The following is a 15,132-nucleotide window of genomic DNA, read 5'->3' on the forward strand; positions in this document are numbered from 1 at the left end:
CCCCGGTTCAGGGCAGGTTGACCAGCACCACGTAGGCGGTTGTGCCGACGCCGACACTGAGCAATGTGCGCCGCCCGCCAAGCAGGTGGGTCGCCGCTGTGATGGCCACCGCGGCGAGGGCGGGAGCTGCCTTGGCCGGTTCGGCCTGAAGGGTGTGCTGCAGGGTGGAGGCGGCCAGGATTCCAAGAATGCCCGCCGGCATCCACAGGGCGAGGACCTGAACCAGGCGCGAGCCCCGGAGCTTGTTCAGGGCCGCGAACGGCAGTGCGCGCAGGCTCAGGGTGATCACGAAAACGATCGCGCAAACGGCGAGGATGTAGCCGGTTTCAGGCATCGACTGTCTCCTTCACAAGGCGGCTGTCCTTCTTTGCATTGCGGCGCAGCAGCGCGTAGCGGGCCAGCAGCAGGAGAAGGAACAACAGCAGTGCTCCGAAGAGTGCCTGGCCTGGGAGAACCAGCGTGGTCAGGGCGAAGCTTAGTCCGGCCAGCAGGACGGAAGGTACCTGTTTGCGGGTGCGGGCGGCGTCGAGCGTGAGCGTGACGAACAGGGCACACAGCGCGAAGTCCAAACCACGAATTGGACCGGGCAGCAGGGCCGCCACCGCAACGCCGGTCAGGCCTCCGCCTACCCAGTAGCTGTGGAATGCCAGCTGCATGGTGAGCAGCCGCCAGGAAGTCCAGGTGTCACGGGAGGCGGCCGTGACGGCATAGGCTTCGTCGATCAGTGCGTAGACCGAATATGCCTTGGCTGCCGGGTGCTTCACTACCCCCAGCGGAAACGAGAAGGCGTAGAAGACGTGCCGGAAGTTCACCAGGAAGGTGGTCAGGGCGATGGCCGCCAGCGGCGTGGCGGCCACGATCAGTCCCACGAGCAGGAGCTCCAGCGAGCCGGCGAAGCCCGCAATGGATAAGGCCGGAGCCACCCACCAGGGCAGGCCTGCCTGAATCACCAGGAGGCCGAAGGCAATGCCGAGCGGGTACATGCCCAGCCCTGCGGCGAAGGAGTCCTTCAGCCCTTGGGCCATCTCCCGCCGCCGGGAAGAGGGAAGGGGCAATTCAGGGGCGTTTTGCATGTCCCAATTTTTTCAGGTTTTCCGAGACACAGGATTGCTAAAATTGCCACTCCATAGGTCGCTGGAGCAATCTATTCGTATGGATTCATTGGACGCAGCAATAATTGAGGTTTTGGAGCGGGACGGCAGGATTCCCAACGTCGATCTGGCGGCGGAAGTGGGGCTGACGCCGGGCCCGTGCCTGCGGCGCGTCCAGCGGTTGGAGCAGGCCGGAGTGATCCGCGGCTACCGGGCGGTGGTGGATCCGGCCGCGGTGGGGCGGGGCTTCGAGGTGTTGCTCGACGTCGAGCTCACCAACTTCGACCGGAAAAGCGTGGACCGGTTTGAAAGCACCATGGCTGCGTTCAGCGAAGTCACCGAGCTGCACCGGCTGTTCGGTTCGCCGGACTATTTCATCAGGATCAAGGTGAAGGACCTCCCTGCGTACGAGGCGTTCCTCAGCGATCATGTGATGACGATTCCCGGGATTCAGAAGCTCAGCTCCAGGTTCACCATGAAGACCATCAAGGGCTGAGTCGCGTTAACCCGGGCCTGGTCAGTGGCCTCTGCACCAGCCGTCCGGCCCGGCATTTTCCGCGTCTGCCGGGGCTTCCGCACCGCGGTATTTCCTTATTGACGCGGTCCGTAGCCCGGAGCACACTGTCAGCCATAAGGGGGGTTCGTGGGAAAGGAGCCCCGAAATGGCATGGCAAATCGAAGGCACGTACTTCGAAAACTGCAACTGCGACATGGTCTGCCCGTGTACCACCTCCGGCCAAACATTGCCTGCGGATGAGGACCGCTGCACGGTGGCGCTGGCCTTCCACGTCCAGAAGGGCACCGTCAACGGCGTCGACGTCGGCGGCCTGAACGTCTGCGTGGTGACCGACGCGCCTGCCCTGATGAGCGAGGGCGGCTGGAAGGTAGGCGTCCTTATGGACGCAGCCGCCTCACCCGAACAGGCCGAGGCGCTCGGGGCCGTGTTCGGCGGCCAGCTGGGCGGACCGATGGAGGGCATGGCCCCCCTGATCGGCGAGATGCTGGGCATCGAGTCCCGCGACTTCACCTATGAGGATGACGGGCGGGAGCACCGCGTCCGGATCGGCACAGCGGTCGACATGTCGGTGGAGGACTTCGTCTCGCCAATGGACCCGACCGGCGCCGGCGTCAAGGTCAGCGGCGTCGGCTTCCCCGCCGACACGCTGGCCGCCGGACGCGCCACCACGTCCACGGTGGATGTCTTCGGCCTGTCGTGGGACAACGCCGGAAAGAACTCCTTCTCGGCACCGTTCGCCTGGTCGGCCTGACTTGTCGGGGCAGGCACATGTGACAGTCCGCAACCACGCGGCACTGCTGGTTCTGCTTGGCTGCGCGGCTGTCGCTTGGTACTTCACCGTCCTGGGCTTCCGGGAGATGACCCCCGGGCCCGGCACGATGGGCTTCGGGCTTGCCGGCTTCCTGGCGGCCTGGACGCTGATGATGGCGGCAATGATGCTTCCGGCGTTATCGCCCCTCACCACGCTTTATCTGCGGTCCATCCGGGCGACCCGGAGCGCACCCATCCGGGCGACCCGAACCGCCGCGCTCGTCATCGGGTACCTGGCGGCGTGGGCGATCTTCGGCGCCGTCGCCTTCGCGGCCGCGCTGCTGGCGGAACAGTTGGCAACGGGAGCGCCGGACGCCGCACCATGGGTGGGAGCCGGGGTGGTGATGTCCGCAGGCATCTATCAACTGACGCCGCTCAAAGACTTCTGCCTCCGCCATTGCCGCTCACCCGTTGCGTTCCTGCTCCATGTCTCAAGCTACAAGGGCCGGCTCCGCGACCTGCGCGTGGGGCTCTACCACGGTCTGTACTGCATCGGATGCTGCTGGGGGCTGATGGTGGTCCTTATCGCCGTAGGCGTGATGAACCTCGCCTGGATGGCCGTCATCGCGGTCACCGTGCTGCTGGAGAAGTCGTGGAGCCACGGGCGTGCGCTCAGCAGGATCGTTGGAGTGGCGCTGATCATCTTCGCCTTCTTCGCCCTGGGAAATCCCGCCCTGCTGCCCGGTCTGTACATGTCATCAGGGATGTAGGCTCCGGCCACGCGCTTCCCGGACCATCGACTGCTCCGTAACTGCCCTTTTCAGGCCTCAAAACGGCAGTTAGGGAGCAATCGATGGGGGAACGGGAACTCCGTCAGACGGTGTCTGGCCGATACGCCTACCGCCGGTCGCCGCGTTGAGCAGGAGCAGGTCCGGGGTGCCAGGCGCCACGGCCGGCATCCTGGCCGGCGCCGCCGTTGTGGCGCGCCTTGCCCTTGGGGTTCCCGTGGCGCGGCGCCTCCGTTCCGCCAGCCAGCCGATCGTACCCCCGCCTTTCGAACGCCAGCCGATCGTGCCCCCGCCCGTCGAACGCGCCGCGTTCGGTCGGGTGCCGTGGTACGTCAGCCCGGCGGGATGACCCGGTCTCTGCCGGCGTTCCGCCTGGCTGCGTCACCGCGGCTGAACGCCCGGGGCCGGCGTCATCCCGCCCGTGCCGGCCGTGCCGGGGCTTCGGGAAGTCCTCCCGCCGGTCGCCTCCGGATGACTCTGCCCGGGGAGCCGGAACGCTGACGGGGGCTGCAGGGGCAGACTCGGGAAGAGGAAGGACGACGGCGGGTGCCGGCCAGGGTGCCTGGGCGGGCTTGGGTGCCGGTGCCGGTGAGGCCGGAACCGGAGACGTTGGCGCCGGAGATGTTGGCGCCGGCTTGGCTGGGGTGGGCTGGAAGAGGGAGATGATGCCGCTGATGGTTCCCTCGGCCTGGCCGCGCAGCGTGTCATTCCCGGCGGCCGCCCCGCCGGCGATGCCGAGCGAAGCCGCCACAGCCAGGCTGGTGAACATAACGCGCCCCGTTCTCGGGTGCTTCCGGGGCCAGTCCTGCAGACGGATCACATCCGCTGTTTCGCGCTGTCCCATCAAGGCGGCTACTTCCGCCGACGGCTCCGGCACGTCTGCAACCCGAAGGTTCCTCATCTCCAGCAGCAGGGCGCGCATCTCGTCGTCGTCCGGAAGGCCCGCCTCGGCGAGCAGTCCGTCCACGCAACGCTCGTCGTCGAGCCGGCGCTCTTCCTGCCCGCTGTCCGAATTCGTCATTACGCACCTTCTCTCAATAGGTGACGGAGTTTCCTGAGCCGGCACAGGGCCCGGCGCTGCAGCTGCTTGATGGCGCCGGGAGTTTTGCCCATGATTTCCGCCGTCGTTTCCAGGGACAGGTCCGCGACGATCCTCAGCGCGAGGACCTCCTGCTGGTCCTGCTGCAGTGTCCCGAGCAGCGCCTTGACGTTCGCGGTGCTCTCCGATGCCAGCACCTGGTCTTCGGCGGACGGATCGCTGCGCGGGTCGGCTTCCGGATCGTAGCCGGTGGTTTGCGGGGCCTTGCTGCGGTGCCGCTGCTCGTCCACGTAGCGCGCATGGGCGATGGAGAAGACCAAGGACTTGATCCCCTTCGGCCCGCCGCGCACCTGCCCAAGCTGCGGGTGCAGGGCCAGGAACACCTCCTGCGTGGTTCCCTCCGGGTCCTCCAGGCCGCGTGCCCGGAGGTAGCTCAGCACGGCAGGCGAGAACTCGCGGTAGACAGCGCAAAAGACGCCCTCGTCGGATTGATCAGGCGTCGTGGGATCACCTTTGACCGGTTGCATGCGCCCCCTGTGCAGATGCCCCATCGCGGGCATCCTTCGGATGTGGCGCCGGGCGGGATGAACTGTGCGTCCCCCCCGCCCGACGTTCCTCCTGCTGACAGGCTACCGGTGTCCGCCGGAATGCGAATGCGAGTTGCCGGAACGCTCGTGCGAGTTGCCACGTGAGTGTGAATCGCCGGAGCGCTTGTGCGAGTCATCAGAGTGGTGGCGTGCACCGTCCCACGAGCCACGTGCCGGGGCCTGGCGCGGCTGCTCCACGCGCTGTTCCACCCGCTGCTCCACGGGGCGCTCGACCTTGCGCTCCGCCCGCCGCTCGGTCTGCTCCTCGCCGGACCGGCGTGTCTCAGACTTGGTGGACTTGCGGGCATCATCGTCATCCGAGTGGCGCTTGGCAAAGTCCACGCAGTAAGAGACGATCTTGCTTTCGCCGCCGGCCGCCCGCACAAGCGCCGCACGCGCGGTGGACTTGTGGCCCAGGCCGCCGTGGATGAAGGCGTTGCAGAGGCCGAAGGCCGCCGGACCCGTGGCGTCCGGTCCCTTGGGGGCAGAGGTCGGCGCGGGGGCCGGTTTGTCGGTCTCGGTGGGGGACGGGCTCGGCGTGGCCGTTTCCGTTGGCGTGGGCGACGGCGACTCAGTTTCGGTGGCCGTGGGGGCCGGGGCCGGCGTTTCCGTCTCCGTGGCCGTGGGGCTCGGGGAGGGTGATTCCGTCTCCGTAGCCGTTGGGGCGGGTGACGGCGATTCTGTTTCCGTGGGCGTGGGCGTGGGCGTGGGCGATGGCGTTTCCGCGTCCACGGCGGTGGAACTGTCCTGCAGCAACGCGGTTACGGCACTGCAGCCGGTCCCGGTTACCACCAAAGCCCCCGCCGCGAGCACGGTTGCCGCCAGCCTGCTTCCAGTAAGAGTGAACAAAGACATGAGATGAGACCCTCCGTTGACGAAAATAGTTGCGTTCAACTTTGCGGTTTTCTCTCCGCACTCTGTGGATCCTAAATTCAGTCACAAAGGTTACGGGTTTGGTAAAAAAACTTTTGGCAGACGACATGCGTGGCTCGACGGCGGGCAGAAACGGCGGGCCGCCCCCGAAAAGGGGACGGCCCGCCGTCGTACGTTCTGGATGTGGCGTGGGGCCCGGCCCGGTCAGTGGCTGGCGTAGGCCTTCGGCAGCTTCAGCCCGCGCTGGTCCATGAGCGTGCGCAGGCGGGTGGGGTAGTCGGTGATGATGCCGTCCACGCCGAGGTCCATCAGGCGGGCCATGTCCGCGGTGGTGTTCACGGTCCACGGGATGACGGGCAGGCCGAACTCGTGCGCCTCGGCGATCATTTTCGGCGTGACGGATGCGAACGCGGGGGAGATGACGTCGTAGCCGAGGGCCTTGGCGGCCTTGGGGAGGGAGCCGTCGTAGTCGTCGATGTCGATGCCGCCGAGCTCCGGAGCTGCGCCGGGCTTGCCCACCTGCAGCCAGGCGTCGCCGCTGGAGAGTGCCACGACGGGCAGCTGCGGGGCGATCTTCTTGGTGTAGTTCAGCGTGGACCAGTCGAACGACTGCACGGTGGTGCGGCGGGACATCCCCGCCATGTAGATCTCGGTGACCACGGCCTTGGTCAGCGCCACGGAACCCGCGCCGCCGGCCTGGCCGTCCTCCACCTTGGTCTCCACGTTGAAACGGACCTTTTTGGCGCCGGACTCCGTGACCAATGCGAACACGTCCTTGAGCTCGGCGATGCGGTTGCCCTCGATCACCTGCTGCTCCGGGTAGCCCGGCAGCTGCCTGAAGCCACAGTTGAGGGTCTTGATCTGGGCCAGCGACAGCTCTGCCACCCGGCGGCCCACGTACGGGTACTCGGGGTCGTTGGCGGTGGCGGGCGCGGTGTCCACGCACTTGTTGGCCTGGATTGTGTCGTCGTGCCAGACGATCACCTTGCCGTCATCGGTCAGGTGCGTGTCCAGCTCCAGCGTGCTCACGCCCAGCTTCAGCGAGTTCGCGAACGCGGCCAGAGACTCCTCGGTCCACTCGCCGCGGCCGCCGCGGTGCGACTGCAGGTCGAAGGAACCGTTGCGCTCAATCGTCTTGATAGCGGACGTTTCGCTGCCGGCAGCGTTCGACGACGGCGACCCGGCGTCCGCTGTCGGAGCGGCGACGGCGGTTCCCGCCGTTGAGGCAAACGCTGTGGTGAAAAGCGCGACGGCGGCCGCTGCGGTAAGGACTTTGCGCATGGTTTTTGGTTCCTCCGGGAGTCGGTGGCCGGCGCTGAGCCGCCGACCCGTTCACCCTAGGGAGGCCAGGTTGCCTTCCGTCTGCGGGGAGGTGGCGCTGAGGTTAACGACGTTGCCCGGACCAGTTTCCAGACGGCACGGGTTCCCTCAGACTGGAGAAAGAAAACGCAGGAGGCTCAACCATGACTGTTCTTGTTGCCTATGCAAGTGCGCTGGGTTCCACCCGCGAGATAGCCCAGCATGTGGCGTCACGCATGGCGGCTGCACTGGGCGAGGTGGAGTGCCGGTCCGTGGACGAGGTCGAGTCGGTCGCCGGTTACGAGGCGGTGCTGGTGGGCAGCGCCATCCACAACCAGGCGTGGCTGCCCCCGGCTGTGCAGTTCCTCAGCCAGCATGCGCCCGGGCTGGCCGAACGGCCCGTCTGGGCCTTCAGCGTGGGGATGGCCGACGGCCTGCCAAAGCTGTTTCGGAACCGCGGTGCGGTACTGCAGCAGCAACGTCTGGAGCAAACGCAGTTCCAGGACGTTCAGCTTCGCGGCCACGCTGTCTTTTCCGGCGTCTACCAGGCCAGCCAGTTGCCGGCGGTGCTCCGGGCGCTGTTCCGGCTCACCGGCGGACGCTTCGGGGATCTGCGGGACTGGGCGGCTGTGGACGCCTGGACGGACCAGGTCACCGCCGAACTAACAAAATCCGATCTACCGTAGCCAGGCGGTGACGAAGCCTCCCCGGGACTCGCCGGGAGCTGGCTGAGGCTCCCGTGTGGACTCATCCTTTTCGGGTTCGGGTTCGGGTTCGGGTTCGGGTTCGGTTTCGGGGCCGGCGGCCAGGGACAGGACCCGGCCGTACGTCGAACACAGCTCCTCAACGCTGTGCCCGCTGCAGCGCCAGCCGGCTGCCTCGAGCAGCTCCACCGGGTCCGGCGGATCGGCCCGCGCCAGCAGCTCGCTCATGGGCAGGCCCGTCTGCTGGCTGAACTCCAGCAGCTTGGCTTCGATGTCGTCAGTCTTCGGCAGTGGCACCGCCCGCTCGATCACCGCCCGGGATCCGGGTGCCGACAGTGCTGCAATTTCCCCCAGCACCGCGTGCTGCGAAGCGGCATCGAGGTACGGCAGCAGGCCCTCGAGGACCCACGTGGTGGGCTGCGCCGGGTCAAAGCCGGCGGCGAGGAGCGGCTCCCGCCAGGGCAGGGACAGGTCCGCGGGCAGGGTGATCAGTTCGCACCCGGGCTTCGCGGCAAGCCGGCTCAGCACATGGGACTTGAACTCCAGGACGTTGGCGCTGTCGATCTCAATGACCTTGGCCCCGGCCGGCCACGGCAGCCGGAAGGCCCGGGTGTCGAGTCCTGCGCCGAGAACCACTGTCTGCGTTGTGGGAGGCTCGGACTGCAGGAAGTCGTCGATGAACCTGGTCCGCATGCCGATGTAGATGGAGGCAAGCAGGAGAGGCTGCTGGAGGGGAGGGGCTTCCGCTGGTTCTGCCGGCCACACTGTCGGCAGGTCCAGGTGGGAGCGCGCCGCCACCACCAGTGCTGAGGCGAAGGGATCCGCCACGAGCGGGTCGGCCCGTGACGTCTCGACGGCCCGGCCGGCCGCGACGGCCAAGGCTGTCAGCGGAAGTCCCCGGTCCTTGAATCCGCTGCTGCCCTCCAGTTCGGCACTGCGTCCCTGTTCTGTCACGCCCCTCGCCCTCCCCGCCGTCGTGGATCACTCGTGGCGAGCCTACCCCCGAATGCCTGTGATGCGGGTCATGCCTGCGCGGCGCTGTCCCACCAGCCTTCCCAGGCAGCAGACGTGAGCTGGCCCTGGGGAAAAGTGGAATTCGACGCGGCCTCGCCGAAGTGGGAGTTCCCGTCAGTGCGCGCGGTGAAAAACAGGTTCAAGGTATTCCAAAGCATGGCTATTTCCTTCCAAATGACCTGCGGATGAACCGCTCTTAGGTAGGAATTAGCGTAGCCATGGCATGTTTCACGGCGTCGACCCAACGTTTCGTTCTTGTATCCGTCTGCTCACATGGTGGCGGGGGATTTCACCGCTGAACCAGGCAGAACTGTCAGGCGAGAAGCATCCGGACGGTGTTGCGCAATGTCGAGGCGACGAGGACGTCGTCGAGCTCGGCCACCTTGTCGCAGAAGGTCTCCGGGCAGTACCAGCCGTCGTAGCCGGTGGCTTTGCAGGCGTCGGTCCACTCCTGCAGCGGGATGTTGCCCGCGCCGGTCCAGACGTTGCGGGAAACCGACTGGTCGGGGACCTCGCCGGGCGGAACATGCAGGCCGTCGCACACATGGACGGCGGCGATCAGGTCCGCGGGGAGGGCCGCGATGTCCTCGGGGGTGTCGCCGGAGGCCCAGAAGTGCCAGAAGTCCACGCACAGTTTGGCGTTGGGCCGGTCGATGGTCTCGAAGATCTGCAGCGCCTGGCTGACGCGGTTCACGGGGGACCAGGCCAGCGGCTCCAGGTACAGGCTCACGCCGTGGTCGGCGGCGATGTCCGCGGCCAGGGCCACCCGGCGTGCGGTGTCGGCGAGAGCCTCCTTATCGCCCATGCCCAGCGCGCCGCGGAACCGCAGGTCGTCGTCGCCCAGGGAGCCGGCGCGGAACTCCTTGACCACCCGCACGTCCACCGGGCCGGTGCACATCTGCACGAACGGCGCCCCGACGATGCTTGCCACCTCGGAGAGCCGGGCGGCATCCCGCTTGAGCTCCTCGTCCGGGGCCTCCTGGATGGCGCCCACACCGGAGACTGGAAATCCGTCCAGCAGCGGCACCAGATCGTGCCCCGTGTAGCCGGCATCGAGGAAGCGGAACAACTTGGGCGTCTGGAGTTCCACGGCGTCATAGCCGGCCGCCTTGGCCACCGCGATGTCCCGGACGGTGGTGCCGTGGAACGCCGCCGTCGAATTCATTGAGATCTTCATGTTTTCCCTTGGAAGAGCGTGACCGAGTGCCAGTGTGGCGCATTTGTCAGTTTGTCAGGACATATTTCGGGATGTCAATGCTCTAACGTAGCCGAACCTACGGAGTGCCGGCTTCGCGGGACCGGCGGTGCCGGTGGTGCGTGGAATAGTGCTCGAAAACTTCGGTGGACGTTGTGCCGGCGTGCCCGAACCTGCCCCGGAGAACCTTGGCGAGATCGTCCAATGCCGCCTCAAGCATCCGCCCTGCGAACTGCAGGTCGGTGTTGTCGCTGGCCTTGGCTTCGGACGCGAGCTGCTGGGCGTACGTGACTGTGGCCGGCAGGGAGCCCCTCTGCTCGACCTCCTGGAAATAGTACGTTTCGTGGAAGGCGAGCAGGTCTATGCTGACGGCCGCGACGCTGCCGGCCAGTGACTCGAGCAGCGCGGCGGCATGGCCTGGACTGATGGTGAGCGGACCGCCGGGACTTGCCGCTTCCCGGAAAAGGTTCAGTTGATGGGCAAGGGCACGGCGGCGGTTCAGGGCAGGGTACATCTGAAGGATCCACGAGACCGTGGCCGTCAGCAAACCAAAGCCCATGACTGCCTGGGCGGCCGAGACGAGCCTGAGCAAAGGATGGCCTGCCACCACCTCGCCGAATCCGACGGTGGAAAGAGTGACCATGGAGATGTAGACGGCTTCGGGGAAATCCGCCTGCCGGGGAACCCTGTCACCGTAGATGAAACCCTCGGGCAGGTGCGGCAGGTAGAGAAATGCCCAGCCCAGGACAGCCATGGTTGCCCAGGCGCCGATGACGGCAGCCATGGCCGCGGGAGCCGCGATCGACGAGGATCCGTTCCTGGACAGTCTGGAGAGGCGCCAGAATCCGTGCATTATTGTCCTGCACACGGGACCGGAGCCGTGCGGGTAAAGCAGGGTGTGGAAGACGTCGACGAGCATCAGCAGAATCAGCCCGGCTCCGGTCGCAGTCCACAAGACGTCCCAGAAGTCCATGCCTCATCTTAGGATCCCGCCATCCCTTGGTGCCCTACGGGCATGGCCATGTGTTGGCGCTCGCGGTCAGAGACTTTCGACGGCGGGGCTGCCGCCGCCGTCGCCCTGTTCCGGACGCGCCGACCGCCCCGGCGCCCACGAACTGAGCAGTGCGAGGCCGGCCGCCACCGCCGCGCTCAGCACCACCGAGCCCAGCCAGAGCGAGACCGGCCAGCGGATCGCGTCCGTCACCGTGAACGCCACCAGCTGTCCCGTCCACAGCAGCGCCGCGATGCCGGCGGTGACGGCGGGCAGCCGCCGGCCCAGCCAGGTGTCCGGAATCCGGGTCAGCAGCAGGTCGGCAACAATGGCGGCAATGGTCGCGCCCGCGGCTCCGGCAATCGAATAGGGGTGCAGGCCGATCATCGCCACGGGAAGCCAGGCGGCGACCAGCACCAGCAGGGTGACGATGCCACGGGCGGGGCGCTGAGCGGTGGAGAGTGTGAAGAGGAACGGGGCGATGATCAGCGCTGTGGTCAGCAGGTAGCTCGCCAGGGTGACGACTACCGGCAGCTCCGATTGGTTGCGTCCGGGGCTGCCGAACGGCGTCGGGGTGAAGAGGGCTGTCGGTCCCGGCCGGACGAAGGCGGAGACGTAGATGAGGAAGAACGCTCCCAGCCCGGTCATGAGGACGACGGCGAAAATCGCCGCCGGGGTCAGCCGGAGATTCCCGGTGTGGCCGGCTGCGCGAACCGCCGCGCGGGCACTCCGCACGGCGGTGCCCAGGATGAGGAAGAGGCTGAAGCCGAGGAGCAGGTGCGTGGGGCTGACCAGAGCGTCCAGTGAAACCTCGATGCCCAGGAGTTCGTGCCACAGCAGGTCCAGGCCGCCGGCCGTGGCGAAGAGGACCACGCCAGCCGCGGTCCCGCGGTAGCCCGGCGGTATTGCCTGCAGCAGTGGCTGCCCGGGTGTCCGGTTGCGCCAGATCACGACGGCGGTCCACGCCGCCGTGGCCAGCATGCCGGAGTAGAGGGCCGCGTGCCACGGGGTAAAGAACGTCTCCAGGCTCGGCAGGTTAATGTGCGCCCAGCCGTCGAGGAAGACGGCCAGCACCAGCCACAGGCCCAGGAGTTCGGTGACCAGGTCGCGGCGGCTGTCCGTTCTGGTGTTGCGCGCAGTCTCGAGCATCGTTGCCCACTTCCACGGAACCGTCAGGTGAGGGGATCGTACTGCCGCTCCGGCTGGGCCCACAAGGGAAGCGCAAAGCCGCCCTCCGCCGTCGTCATCGCGTTACCGTCCCTTGCGTCCGCGGTTCCTGGTTCGCTGCGGCCCGGTTGCGTGGCAGCAGGAAGCCGGCGGCGATCAGCCAGAGGAGCCCGCCGAAGCGGCCGATCGGCAGGAGGAACTGGAGCGGCTCGACCGCCATGGACAGGAAGCTCAGCTCGGACAGGGCGGCGATGACGAGGCCGGTCCAGGCCAGCCACCGCGGCATGAACCGCAGGATCAGCGACGGGACGGCGATCCCCGCCACGAGTAGGCCGAGTCCGACGACGAAGCCGACGCCGCCCGTAATGAACGCGAGAAAGGAGAGCGCGTGCGTGAGCGTGGCGTCCGTGGTGACCTCGGGCCGGCTCAGCAGCCAGGTCACGGAACCCGAGAACATGAGGAAGATGGCTGCGCTGATGCCGCCGAAGAAGCCGATCGCCGGCCCGGGAACGCGCACCCCAAGCCGGAGCTGCCTCGCGTAGACGGTGGCCGCATAGATTCCCAACGGCACGGCGGAGCCGAATTGGAGCATGCCGCCCACCCTCGCTGCGGCAATGTTCTGCCGGAAGAACGCGGCCACCTGGTCGGCGGGCGCGAACGGGGAAACGAACGTCTGGCCACCCGTGAGCGCCGCGGATGTGATGAGGCCGGCAAGGAAAATGCCCAGGCTGGCACTGGCCAGAACCCCCGGGTGCGGGCCGCCCGAACGGGCCCGGTGTGGTTCATTCGGAACTGAACGGTTACTCATGGCTGAACCCTTTCCGCCCGGCCCGGGCCCTCATGGCCGGACCGTTATTGCATCACTACTAAAATGGTTCACCTACAGAATTATTCTGTCAAGGATGTATTCTGGAGTCATGAACTCAGCCACCCCCGGCCGGTCGAAACGGACAGCATTTCTCCTGTCGCAGCTCGGTGCCGTGGCGTCGTCCCGTTTTGCCGACCGCACGCGCGAGATCGGCCTCACGCCGGGCGACGCCGGTGTCCTCCGCCTGCTGGGCCGCGCGCCCGGACTGAGCCAGCGCTCCCTCGCGGACAGGCTGGGTGCCGTCCCCAGCCGGGTGGTGTCCCTCATCGACTCCCTCCAGGAACGCGGGCTGGTGGAAAGGGTCCGCAGTAACACCGACCGGCGGAACTACGAACTTCACCTCACCGACGCGGGCCAGCGGGTGCTGCGTGACCTGCGCGGGATCGCCGAACAGCATGAGGCGGAGCTTCTGGCCCCGCTTTCCGGGGAACAGGTCGCGCAGCTTGAGCTGCTGCTCGCGCAGCTCGCCGACGGCCACGGGCTGGACCGCGACCTCCACCGCGACGTCCACCGCGGCTCAGCCCCCGACGGCGGACGGAACGCCGGGCGGAAGGGCTGACCGCACGCCGGGCGCCGGCCCGCCGTCGTGCCTTAGAGCCGACGACGGCGGCAACCGCCGCGGTCCCCACCGCGCCTTTGGATGCTGGGGCAGGGCTATGTGGCTGCGAGGTCCATGGTGGTCACCCGCAGCCACAGCCAGAGCCGTTTCTGCGGGTCCGCCAGGTCCAGGTTGAAGTCCTCGGCGAGGCGGGTCACGCGGTACCGGACGGTGTTGTTGTGCACGTGCAATTGCGCGGCCATGGCGGAGATGTTTCCGTTGGTGGCCAGGTACGTCCGCAGGGTGTTGAGGTAATCGGTTTGCTGCGCGGCGTCGTGGGCTTGGATTTTGGCGATCTGGTCCGCGCCGGCCAGTCCGTTGTCCGCAATGAACTCACCGATTTTCAGCAGGTTCAGCGGGATCTGGAAGTCCTCGTAGAGCGCGACGCGGGGCGCGCTGGCGCCGCGGGCCTGCTGGTTGAGCAGGTGCTGGAGGGTTTGCGTGGCCTGGGACCTGGAGCGGGGGAGACCGTCGATGCTTTGGGCGATTCCTCCCACGGTGGCGATGACCGGGAAGGAGCTGATGGTGTGCGCGTAGGCCTCGATTTCGTGCAGGATCCGCCCGTGCGCGGCCCTGGGCGAGGACCCCTGGCACGGCAGCAGCGCGTACACCACTGAGCCGATCAGTGCGCTGTGGCTGGTGGTGAACTGGACGTTGCACACAGTGGTCACCAAATGCAGCAGACGATGGATCTCACGCACCGACTCCAGGCTCACGGTCTCCGGCCGCACGATGGAAAACGCTGCTACCGCGAGACCGCTGGCGGCATCGAGCCCGAGCTGCGCGGCCGCAAAGGAGGCATGCGGCGTATCGTCCATGAGCGTCCGGATGAGGTCCGCGTTGCGCCGTTCGCCAAAGTCCGAGGCCGAGCGGGCGTGGAGCATGTGCAGCCCGGCCAGAGGTGCCATCCGGTCCAGCGCGTTCAGGGCCGTCGCGCGTTTTTCGTCCCCGGGGTCGATGATCCAGATGGAGCCCAGCAGCTCGCCGCCGGCGCGGACGGCCAGGGCGAGCCGGGCCATGCCGTCGTCCGCGGCGGGAACCACGACCGCCCCGGGTGCCGCATAGACCACCTTGAAGTCCTGGTCAAACGCCGGCTGGGTGGTTTCCTGCAGGGTGAGCGTGGTGATCCTGCGGAGCTCGTCGATGGGCTGCCCGGGAAGCGTGGAGTAGCCGAGGATCCGGCCGAGCGGATCCACGATGCTGGCCGCGCCGTTGGTGATGGAGGCCGCGGCGTTGGCGAAGGCATAGAGATCACCCAGCCGGACCCCGGAGACCGAGTCCGCGGCCGCTCCCATCACCGATGCCCTGGCCAGGGCCACCAGGCGCGTCCAGTCGGCATGGTCCGGGGCCACCAGCACGGCCAGGCTGTGCAGGACCGCGGCGGAACGAAGCTCCTCCATCCTGGCGCCGTGCGCCTTGACGATCACGGCTGCCGCGTTGCTGTTGGCTGCCCGGTGCAGGAGCTGGTTGAAATCCGGTGAGCCGTAAGTGCACCCGACGGCCAGGATGATCCGGTCATCCACGCTGGACCAGCTGTCCAAGGGGTCGTACATCAGGACGTCCGAGACGGGGTGCCCGAGGTTCTCGGGCGTGGGGTTGGCGTGGACCAGATCTGCCTGCATGAGCTGGATGCAATCGGACAACCGCACTA

General features: G+C 67.2%; 18 protein-coding genes. 5 read left to right on the forward strand and 13 right to left on the reverse strand.

Annotation, left to right across the window (positions count from 1 at the left end; genetic code table 11):
- Positions 1–7 precede the first annotated feature (7 nt).
- Together ACFRAU_RS04270 and ACFRAU_RS04275 are read right to left on the reverse strand one after the other, a co-directional pair.
- Positions 8–334: a branched-chain amino acid transporter permease gene (locus ACFRAU_RS04270; RefSeq protein WP_377998939.1), complete on the reverse strand. Its 327-nt coding sequence runs from the start codon at positions 332–334 to the stop codon at positions 8–10.
- Positions 327–1,073, reverse strand: coding sequence for an AzlC family ABC transporter permease (locus ACFRAU_RS04275; protein WP_377998940.1), 747 nt, complete (start codon positions 1,071–1,073; stop codon positions 327–329). The genes ACFRAU_RS04270 and ACFRAU_RS04275 overlap by 8 nt, the downstream gene beginning before the upstream one ends.
- 79 nt (positions 1,074–1,152) lie before the next feature.
- Between ACFRAU_RS04275 and ACFRAU_RS04280 the strand changes: the two genes are divergently transcribed.
- The 3 genes from ACFRAU_RS04280 to ACFRAU_RS04290 all read left to right on the forward strand — a co-directional run bounded on the left by ACFRAU_RS04280 (position 1,153) and on the right by ACFRAU_RS04290 (position 3,128).
- Positions 1,153–1,587 (forward strand): Lrp/AsnC family transcriptional regulator, encoded by a 435-nt coding sequence (locus ACFRAU_RS04280; RefSeq protein ID WP_377997823.1) that lies wholly within the window; start codon positions 1,153–1,155, stop codon positions 1,585–1,587.
- A 166-nt stretch (positions 1,588–1,753) separates the two neighbouring features.
- Positions 1,754–2,359, forward strand: a complete 606-nt coding sequence (locus tag ACFRAU_RS04285; RefSeq protein ID WP_377998941.1) for a DUF1326 domain-containing protein — start codon at positions 1,754–1,756, stop codon at positions 2,357–2,359.
- A 19-nt stretch (positions 2,360–2,378) separates the two neighbouring features.
- The gene (locus ACFRAU_RS04290; RefSeq protein ID WP_377998942.1) at positions 2,379–3,128 is read left to right on the forward strand and encodes a DUF2182 domain-containing protein; all 750 of its coding nucleotides are present in this window, start codon (positions 2,379–2,381) and stop codon (positions 3,126–3,128) included.
- Positions 3,129–3,255: 127 nt separating this feature from the next.
- Here ACFRAU_RS04290 and ACFRAU_RS04295 read toward each other — a convergent pair whose 3' ends face one another.
- From ACFRAU_RS04295 to ACFRAU_RS04310, 4 genes are all read right to left on the reverse strand, one after another.
- Complete coding sequence (locus tag ACFRAU_RS04295; protein ID WP_377998943.1) at positions 3,256–4,167, reverse strand: hypothetical protein; 912 nt, start codon at positions 4,165–4,167, stop codon at positions 3,256–3,258.
- Complete coding sequence (locus ACFRAU_RS04300; protein ID WP_377998944.1) at positions 4,167–4,712, reverse strand: RNA polymerase sigma factor; 546 nt, start codon at positions 4,710–4,712, stop codon at positions 4,167–4,169. The genes ACFRAU_RS04295 and ACFRAU_RS04300 overlap by 1 nt, the downstream gene beginning before the upstream one ends.
- A gap of 102 nt (positions 4,713–4,814) precedes the next feature.
- Entirely contained in the window at positions 4,815–5,627 is an 813-nt protein-coding gene (locus tag ACFRAU_RS04305; RefSeq protein ID WP_377998945.1) for a hypothetical protein, read from the reverse strand.
- Positions 5,628–5,849: 222 nt separating this feature from the next.
- On the reverse strand, positions 5,850–6,926 hold the full coding sequence (locus ACFRAU_RS04310; RefSeq protein ID WP_377998946.1) for a glycerophosphodiester phosphodiesterase family protein: 1,077 nt from the start codon (positions 6,924–6,926) through the stop codon (positions 5,850–5,852).
- Positions 6,927–7,108: 182 nt separating this feature from the next.
- Between ACFRAU_RS04310 and ACFRAU_RS04315 the strand changes: the two genes are divergently transcribed.
- A complete protein-coding gene (locus ACFRAU_RS04315; protein WP_377998947.1) occupies positions 7,109–7,630 on the forward strand; it encodes a flavodoxin domain-containing protein in 522 nt (173 codons plus the stop codon).
- Here the strand turns inward: ACFRAU_RS04315 and ACFRAU_RS04320 are convergent.
- The 6 genes from ACFRAU_RS04320 to ACFRAU_RS04345 all read right to left on the reverse strand — a co-directional run bounded on the left by ACFRAU_RS04320 (position 7,622) and on the right by ACFRAU_RS04345 (position 12,823).
- Complete coding sequence (locus tag ACFRAU_RS04320) at positions 7,622–8,602, reverse strand: SAM-dependent methyltransferase (RefSeq protein WP_377998948.1); 981 nt, start codon at positions 8,600–8,602, stop codon at positions 7,622–7,624. The genes ACFRAU_RS04315 and ACFRAU_RS04320 overlap by 9 nt on opposite strands.
- A 68-nt stretch (positions 8,603–8,670) precedes the next feature.
- On the reverse strand, positions 8,671–8,820 hold the full coding sequence (locus tag ACFRAU_RS04325; RefSeq protein WP_377998949.1) for a hypothetical protein: 150 nt from the start codon (positions 8,818–8,820) through the stop codon (positions 8,671–8,673).
- 155 nt (positions 8,821–8,975) lie between these two features.
- On the reverse strand, positions 8,976–9,839 hold the full coding sequence (locus ACFRAU_RS04330) for a sugar phosphate isomerase/epimerase family protein (protein ID WP_377998950.1): 864 nt from the start codon (positions 9,837–9,839) through the stop codon (positions 8,976–8,978).
- 97 nt (positions 9,840–9,936) lie between these two features.
- A complete protein-coding gene (locus ACFRAU_RS04335) occupies positions 9,937–10,830 on the reverse strand; it encodes a potassium channel family protein (RefSeq protein ID WP_377998951.1) in 894 nt (297 codons plus the stop codon).
- Positions 10,831–10,896: 66 nt separating this feature from the next.
- A complete protein-coding gene (locus tag ACFRAU_RS04340; protein WP_377998952.1) occupies positions 10,897–11,997 on the reverse strand; it encodes a hypothetical protein in 1,101 nt (366 codons plus the stop codon).
- A 94-nt stretch (positions 11,998–12,091) separates the two neighbouring features.
- The gene (locus ACFRAU_RS04345; RefSeq protein WP_377998953.1) at positions 12,092–12,823 is read right to left on the reverse strand and encodes a hypothetical protein; all 732 of its coding nucleotides are present in this window, start codon (positions 12,821–12,823) and stop codon (positions 12,092–12,094) included.
- A 109-nt stretch (positions 12,824–12,932) separates the two neighbouring features.
- Here ACFRAU_RS04345 and ACFRAU_RS04350 point away from each other — a divergent pair, with 109 nt between their 5' ends.
- Positions 12,933–13,442 carry a MarR family winged helix-turn-helix transcriptional regulator gene (locus ACFRAU_RS04350; RefSeq protein ID WP_377998954.1) on the forward strand — a complete coding sequence of 170 codons (510 nt, stop codon included), beginning with the start codon at positions 12,933–12,935 and terminating at the stop codon, positions 13,440–13,442.
- Positions 13,443–13,537: 95 nt separating this feature from the next.
- On the opposite strand, the gene ACFRAU_RS04355 is transcribed toward ACFRAU_RS04350, so the two are convergent.
- Positions 13,538–15,130 (reverse strand): PucR family transcriptional regulator, encoded by a 1,593-nt coding sequence (locus ACFRAU_RS04355; protein ID WP_377998955.1) that lies wholly within the window; start codon positions 15,128–15,130, stop codon positions 13,538–13,540.
- Positions 15,131–15,132 lie beyond the last annotated feature (2 nt).

It is taken from the genome of Arthrobacter sp. NPDC056691, from assembly GCF_042791415.1.
In the GTDB taxonomy this organism is placed as follows: Bacteria; Actinomycetota; Actinomycetes; order Actinomycetales; family Micrococcaceae; genus Arthrobacter.

What these genes read in the sequence shown, in the direction of transcription:
- ACFRAU_RS04300 (WP_377998944.1), bottom strand. Translation starts at nt 4,712, where the DNA reads ATGCAACCGGTCAAAGGTGATCCCACGACGCCTGATCAATCCGACGAG.
- ACFRAU_RS04330 (WP_377998950.1), bottom strand. Translation starts at nt 9,839, where the DNA reads ATGAAGATCTCAATGAATTCGACGGCGGCGTTCCACGGCACCACCGTC.
- ACFRAU_RS04345 (WP_377998953.1), bottom strand. Translation starts at nt 12,823, where the DNA reads ATGAGTAACCGTTCAGTTCCGAATGAACCACACCGGGCCCGTTCGGGC.
- ACFRAU_RS04350 (WP_377998954.1), top strand. Translation starts at nt 12,933, where the DNA reads ATGAACTCAGCCACCCCCGGCCGGTCGAAACGGACAGCATTTCTCCTG.
- ACFRAU_RS04305 (WP_377998945.1), bottom strand. Translation starts at nt 5,627, where the DNA reads ATGTCTTTGTTCACTCTTACTGGAAGCAGGCTGGCGGCAACCGTGCTC.
- ACFRAU_RS04285 (WP_377998941.1), top strand. Translation starts at nt 1,754, where the DNA reads ATGGCATGGCAAATCGAAGGCACGTACTTCGAAAACTGCAACTGCGAC.
- ACFRAU_RS04280 (WP_377997823.1), top strand. Translation starts at nt 1,153, where the DNA reads ATGGATTCATTGGACGCAGCAATAATTGAGGTTTTGGAGCGGGACGGC.
- ACFRAU_RS04340 (WP_377998952.1), bottom strand. Translation starts at nt 11,997, where the DNA reads ATGCTCGAGACTGCGCGCAACACCAGAACGGACAGCCGCCGCGACCTG.
- ACFRAU_RS04270 (WP_377998939.1), bottom strand. Translation starts at nt 334, where the DNA reads ATGCCTGAAACCGGCTACATCCTCGCCGTTTGCGCGATCGTTTTCGTG.
- ACFRAU_RS04275 (WP_377998940.1), bottom strand. Translation starts at nt 1,073, where the DNA reads ATGCAAAACGCCCCTGAATTGCCCCTTCCCTCTTCCCGGCGGCGGGAG.
- ACFRAU_RS04295 (WP_377998943.1), bottom strand. Translation starts at nt 4,167, where the DNA reads ATGACGAATTCGGACAGCGGGCAGGAAGAGCGCCGGCTCGACGACGAG.
- ACFRAU_RS04315 (WP_377998947.1), top strand. Translation starts at nt 7,109, where the DNA reads ATGACTGTTCTTGTTGCCTATGCAAGTGCGCTGGGTTCCACCCGCGAG.
- ACFRAU_RS04335 (WP_377998951.1), bottom strand. Translation starts at nt 10,830, where the DNA reads ATGGACTTCTGGGACGTCTTGTGGACTGCGACCGGAGCCGGGCTGATT.
- ACFRAU_RS04325 (WP_377998949.1), bottom strand. Translation starts at nt 8,820, where the DNA reads ATGCTTTGGAATACCTTGAACCTGTTTTTCACCGCGCGCACTGACGGG.
- ACFRAU_RS04310 (WP_377998946.1), bottom strand. Translation starts at nt 6,926, where the DNA reads ATGCGCAAAGTCCTTACCGCAGCGGCCGCCGTCGCGCTTTTCACCACA.